The following is a 5,513-nucleotide window of genomic DNA, read 5'->3' as shown; positions in this document are numbered from 1 at the left end:
CAGGCGGGGCATGTTGTCGCCAGTGTCATCTCCATAGGGGGCCTGCCATTGATGCGCACAGGCAGCACAGAGAGCACCTCCTAGTGTGCCGTGCATGTGGAGCACATTGCGCGCACCTGCTGCTTCATGCAGCCCATCCACGTTTTGCGTCACGATGACGACCTCTCCCGCCCAGTGTTGTTCGAGCTGCGCGAGGGCGAGATGAGCTGCGTTCGGCTGAGCCTCTGCGGCCTGTTGGCGGCGCGCGGAGTAAAAGCGATGCACCAGCTCGGGGTCGCGGGCGAAACCCTCAGGTGTTGCTACATCTTCGATCCGGTGCTGGGACCATAACCCACCCTCGTCGCGAAATGTGCCGAGCCCGCTTTCTGCTGAAATCCCGGCACCGGTGAGGATCACAATCTTGCTCATGTCACGCCCTTTGTGTCGCGGTTTATTCATGGTCGCTGTGTTGATAAACTGGCATAGTCGGGCAGGTGCCGAAAATACTTAATTTCAGCATTTCAAATCTAAAAGGGATCTTCCGTGAAAAGCGTATTGTTTGTCTGCCTTGGAAATATTTGCCGATCGCCCGCTGCGGAGGCGCTTTTTCGAGAAAGATGCCCTCATATACGAACGGATAGTGCTGGCACCTCGGATTTCCACGTGGGAGAGCCGCCATACGCAGCTATGGCGACCGCAGCAGGCGCGCGTGGAATTGATATGAGCGATTTGCGGGCACGACAATTCACTACGAGTGATTTTCGAAATTTTGATTTGATCGTCGTGATGGATAAAGAAAACCGGCGCAACGTGGAGAGCTTGCGCCCAGCCGGAAATACCACCCCGGTCGAGCTATTTGCTCCCTTGGCTGCGGAGGGGGCTGCAGATGAGGTGCCTGACCCGTATTACTCCCGCGACTTCGACGGCTGCCTCGATCTATTAGAAAGCGCTGCAATTGGATTGCAGCGCAAGATCTCGTAGCGGTGATTGGGAGGGAGCGTCGGTAAACCTTAGCTCTCAAGCACGCGCAATTGCCCAGCCAGCCATGGCAGGCGGTTGATTGCGGGTGCGATGATCTGGCTTTGGGTAAGGCGACGCACAGTGCCGGCAACTTCGAGCGGAACCGTGTCCGGCCAATCCGACTGCGCAAACAGAGAAATACGACGTGAAAAGCCTGCGAAGGGCAGGGCGAACGCGTCGATCTCTTCGTGGAAACGCGCGGCACGCATGTAACCCAGCGGTGTGGTGATCGCCCAACCGATGCGGCGTGCAACCATTGCCATCAGCGCAAGATGAGAGCCGATTTCGAAGCGGTCATCAAACTCCATCTTGTGGCGGGTCAGATGAGATTCGATCTGCTGGGAGATCAATTGATCACGAGCATAGCGCAACAAAGGCAGGTGATTCAGTTGATTTCCAACGTCATCCGGGTCGGTGACACGTCCGCGCGGCGCAACAAGGATGAACGGATCTTCGACCAGCGGATATTCGTTCATGCCGGAACGCAGCTCTCCGGTGGAAGCAGCGACGCCGATATGCAGTTCTTTTTCTGCCATGGCCTTATAAATGTCATGGCTGGAAGCGGTGACCATCTTAAAGCGGCATTGGGTCAGGCTATCGGCTAAAATGGTTGCAAGACGCGGTGTCAGATCATTGTCGAAGTCATCAATCAGCCCCATGGAAAGCGCGGGCAGATGTGAAAGATCCATCACCGTAAGCTCGCTCTGGGCCAGTCGTAATTCGCTCAAAACGGCCTGAGTGCGGGATAGAAAGCTGCGCCCGGCCGAAGTTAGAACCATGGGGCGACGACCGTGATCTACGAGATCGGAGCCAAGGGCTTTTTCGAGGTTGCGAAGCTGCTGGCTGACTGCTGGCTGACTAAGACCAGTAATGTCGGCAGCCTGCGCAACAGAACCCGACTTGGCCAAAGCTTCAAAAACTTCTAGCCCTCGGAGAGTAACGCCTTTCATAAGCATAGGTTGGCTCCCAAAAGTCCAATTTCATTCAAACTCCGTCACGCGATGCTTCTGCCGGGGGAGCGTCTGAACACTACACATCACAGGATTTCCCTGCATGCGAAACAATCTTCAATGTTTCTATTTTTATTTTATTAGTTTGAAAAGGAAAAAGGTATCAATTCAGATGATTTATAAGAAGTTTCACGTTTTTGAAAGAAAAATGGTCACGGGCGGCGCCAATTAACCATTTTCCCATCAAAGATCAAAGTTGACGGTATGCGCAGCATTAACCGCAGATGCGCTCGGCGTCACTTCCAAAAACTTTGTATTTCTTCCACAGGCGAGCATCGCTGCTGCGTGCTGATTGGCGCACTTCTTGTGCCCGGTGAGGATCAGCAAACCATTTGGAGACGGTGCGCTGTTCGGATTTGGTCAATCGGCCTTCGGCGACCTGCTGGATGCAACGGCACAGGTTGGCCTCGGCAGCGCTTCTGTTTGAATTGCGGCATGCGCGCTCAATCGCCCCGGCTTCAGCTGTCGGTGCGATAAAGAGGGTGGAGGTAACGCATAGGCAGGCGGTGAGGGTCAGTCGGAACACGATCATCATTCTCCGGTTGGCACAGTTGGGAATACGAGAAATTTGACTACCTATTCCACATCTCAACGGGATATTTCAATGGGGAGACAGCGGAGTTTGGCTGCTTGGGACCTCGCAGGCGGCAACAGGTCGCATCTGCGCGCATTTCACCGGCGCACAAGCGCACGATCCACCTTGACCAAGTGCAAAATCCCAATCATATGCGCTTGTCATGACAGAGCTCTCGAAAATCCGCAATTTCTCCATCGTCGCTCATATCGACCACGGCAAGTCCACGCTTGCTGACCGCCTCATCCAATCGACGGGGACGGTGCAGGATCGTGACATGAAAGAGCAGCTGCTCGACGCCATGGACATCGAGCGCGAACGGGGCATCACCATTAAGGCGAACACCGTCCGCATCGATTACGAGGCAGACGACGGTGAACGCTATGTGCTGAACCTGATCGACACCCCCGGTCACGTCGACTTCGCCTATGAGGTCTCCCGCTCCATGCGCGCGGTAGAAGGTTCTCTGCTGGTGGTCGACTCGACCCAAGGGGTTGAGGCGCAAACACTGGCGAATGTCTATCAGGCGATCGACGCAGATCATGAGATCGTACCGGTTCTCAACAAGATCGACCTGCCCGCTGCCGATTGTGATCGCGTCGCCGAGCAAATCGAGGATGTGATCGGCATTGATGCGACAGATGCCATTCAGGTGTCAGCCAAAACCGGCATTGGCATCAAGGAAACCCTTGAAGCAATCGTGAAGCGCTTGCCCGCACCAAAAGGGGAGCGCGACGCCCCCCTGAAGGCGATGCTGGTGGATAGCTGGTATGATGCCTACCTCGGCGTCATCGTGCTGGTGCGCATCATGGATGGCGTTCTGAAAAAGGGTGACCAAATCAGGATGATGCAGACCAACGCCCGCTATGGTGTTGAGCGCATCGGTGTGTTCCGCCCTGCCATGCAGACCGTTGATGAGCTTGGCCCCGGCGAGATCGGCTTTATCACCGCCTCGATCAAGCAGGTGCGCGATACCAAGGTGGGCGATACCATCACCCATGACAAAAAGGGTGCCGAGGTTGCACTGCCGGGCTTTAAACCCTCGGTGCCGGTGGTGTTCTGTGGTCTGTTCCCGGTGGACAGTTCCGAATTCGAGGACCTGCGCAACGCGATTGAGAAACTTGCGCTCAATGATGCGTCTTTCTCTTACGAGATGGAAACCTCCGCGGCACTGGGCTTTGGCTTCCGCTGCGGCTTTCTGGGGCTCTTGCACCTTGAGGTGATCCGCGACCGGATCGAGCGCGAATACAATATCGAACTGATCACAACCGCGCCCTCCGTGGTTTATCACGTCTTTGGCAAAGACGGTGTGATGTCCGAACTGCACAACCCTGCTGACATGCCCGATCTGTCCACAGTGGATCACGTCGAAGAGCCGCGCATCAAAGCGACCATTCTGGTGCCGGACGAATATCTCGGTGATGTGTTGAAACTCTGTCAGGATCGCCGTGGCATTCAGGAAGACCTCTCCTATGCGGGGTCGCGCGCCATGGTCGTTTATGATCTGCCGCTGAACGAAGTGGTCTTTGATTTCTATGACCGGTTGAAGTCGGTGACCAAGGGCTATGCCTCTTTTGACTATCAGATGATCGGCTACCGTATCGATAATCTGGTCAAAATGTCGGTGCTGGTGAACGATGAGCCTGTGGATGCGCTGTCGATGATGGTGCACCGCGACCGCGCCGAAGCGCGGGGGCGTGCGATGTGCGAAAAGCTCAAGGAGCTGATCCCGCGCCACATGTTCAAGATTCCGATTCAGGCGGCCATCGGCGGCAAGGTCATCGCCCGCGAGACCCTTTCCGCGATGCGCAAGGACGTGACCGCGAAATGCTACGGCGGCGATGCCACCCGGAAGCGTAAGCTCTTGGACAAGCAAAAAGCCGGTAAGAAAAAGATGCGCCAATTTGGTCGTGTCGATATCCCGCAAGAGGCGTTTATCTCTGCACTGAAGATGGACGATTGATCCTCAAGGCCTCCCCCAGCGGGAGGCCTTTTTCGTTGCGCTGCCTGCTTTGGTGAGGGGGTGACCCTGCGCCACAACACCGGATGATTTGTCGTCGGCCTGTGTGGGGAGGTGCTTCCTGCCACATGTTGTCTGCGCTTGCATTCTGGCCGCGCTCAGGTGCAATGTCGCGCCGATTTGAACCACTATAAATGAGGTGAAGCATGATCCCGGTCAAAGGTGTCACAGGACAAAACGTGGCAGTGCTGGGGTTGGGGCGTTCGGGGCTTGCCACTGCGCGTGCGTTGCGCGAGGGCGGGGCCGAGGCGATCTGTTGGGATGACAACCCTGCCGCACGCGAAAACGCCGAGGCGGAGGGGTTCACCTGCCGCGAGTTGACCAAGCAGGGCGCATTCGAAGGCATCTCAGCCCTGATCGTGTCACCCGGTATCCCGCACCTCTATCCCAAACCGAACCCGGTGGTGCGTGCGGCATTGAGCGCGGGTATCCCGGTGGCCCATGACATTGGCCTGTTCTTCCGCTCAGTGGCGACGTCGGAATGGGATGAGTTCGACACACCGCCAAAGGTGATCGCGGTGACCGGCTCCAACGGCAAATCAACCACGGTCGCGCTGCTGCACCACATCCTTGAACATGTCGGGCGCAACAGCCAGATGGCGGGCAATATCGGGCGCGGGGTGCTGGATATCGACCCACCCGTGGACGGTGGTGTCGTGGTGCTGGAGCTCTCATCTTATCAGACGGATCTTGCGCGCGCTCTTACCCCGGATGTGGCTGTTTTCACCAATCTCACCCCAGATCATCTGGATCGCCACGCAGGCATGGGGGGCTATTTCGCCGCCAAACGACGCCTGTTTGCAGAAGGTGGCCCTGACCGCGCGGTCATTGGCATTGACGAGGATGAGGGTCTGTTCCTTGCGGGGCAGATGAGCGAGGGCAATGGTGATGACCGGGTGATCCGCGTCTC

General features: G+C 56.6%; 6 protein-coding genes. 3 read left to right on the top strand and 3 right to left on the bottom strand.

All coding sequences use genetic code 11. From position 1 onward, the window contains the following. Nucleotides 1–408, bottom strand: a 408-nt coding sequence (locus ACN0VM_RS17810; protein ID WP_417452235.1) for a Sir2 family NAD-dependent protein deacetylase, incomplete at its 3' end; no start/stop codon positions are given. A 114-nt stretch (nt 409–522) separates the two neighbouring features. Here ACN0VM_RS17810 and ACN0VM_RS17805 point away from each other — a divergent pair. Further along, complete coding sequence (locus ACN0VM_RS17805; RefSeq protein ID WP_168620458.1) at nt 523–960, top strand: low molecular weight protein-tyrosine-phosphatase; 438 nt, start codon at nt 523–525, stop codon at nt 958–960. A gap of 29 nt (nt 961–989) precedes the next feature. Here the strand turns inward: ACN0VM_RS17805 and ACN0VM_RS17800 are convergent, their stop codons facing one another. Both ACN0VM_RS17800 and ACN0VM_RS17795 read right to left on the bottom strand, forming a co-directional pair. Next, entirely contained in the window at nt 990–1,955 is a 966-nt protein-coding gene (locus ACN0VM_RS17800) for a LysR family transcriptional regulator (RefSeq protein ID WP_009179168.1), read from the bottom strand. Nucleotides 1,956–2,223: 268 nt separating this feature from the next. Next, entirely contained in the window at nt 2,224–2,544 is a 321-nt protein-coding gene (locus ACN0VM_RS17795) for a hypothetical protein (protein ID WP_417452234.1), read from the bottom strand. Nucleotides 2,545–2,746: 202 nt separating this feature from the next. Here ACN0VM_RS17795 and lepA point away from each other — a divergent pair, with 202 nt between their 5' ends. Both lepA and ACN0VM_RS17785 read left to right on the top strand, forming a co-directional pair. Further along, entirely contained in the window at nt 2,747–4,546 is a 1,800-nt protein-coding gene (gene lepA, locus ACN0VM_RS17790) for a translation elongation factor 4 (protein WP_065320769.1), read from the top strand. Nucleotides 4,547–4,749: 203 nt separating this feature from the next. Next, nucleotides 4,750–5,513, top strand: a 764-nt coding sequence (locus ACN0VM_RS17785) for a Mur ligase family protein (protein ID WP_417452233.1), incomplete at its 3' end; no start/stop codon positions are given.

The sequence above is a fragment of the Kordiimonas sp. genome (assembly GCF_048260245.1).
Classification (GTDB): domain Bacteria; phylum Pseudomonadota; class Alphaproteobacteria; order Sphingomonadales; family Kordiimonadaceae; genus Kordiimonas.
This window is presented reverse-complemented; position numbering and strand designations above follow the sequence as displayed.

Coding starts and splice junctions, on each gene's coding strand:
- ACN0VM_RS17800 (WP_009179168.1), bottom strand. CDS start 1,955: ATGCTTATGAAAGGCGTTACTCTCCGAGGGCTAGAAGTTTTTGAAGCT.
- ACN0VM_RS17795 (WP_417452234.1), bottom strand. CDS start 2,544: ATGATGATCGTGTTCCGACTGACCCTCACCGCCTGCCTATGCGTTACC.
- lepA (WP_065320769.1), top strand. CDS start 2,747: ATGACAGAGCTCTCGAAAATCCGCAATTTCTCCATCGTCGCTCATATC.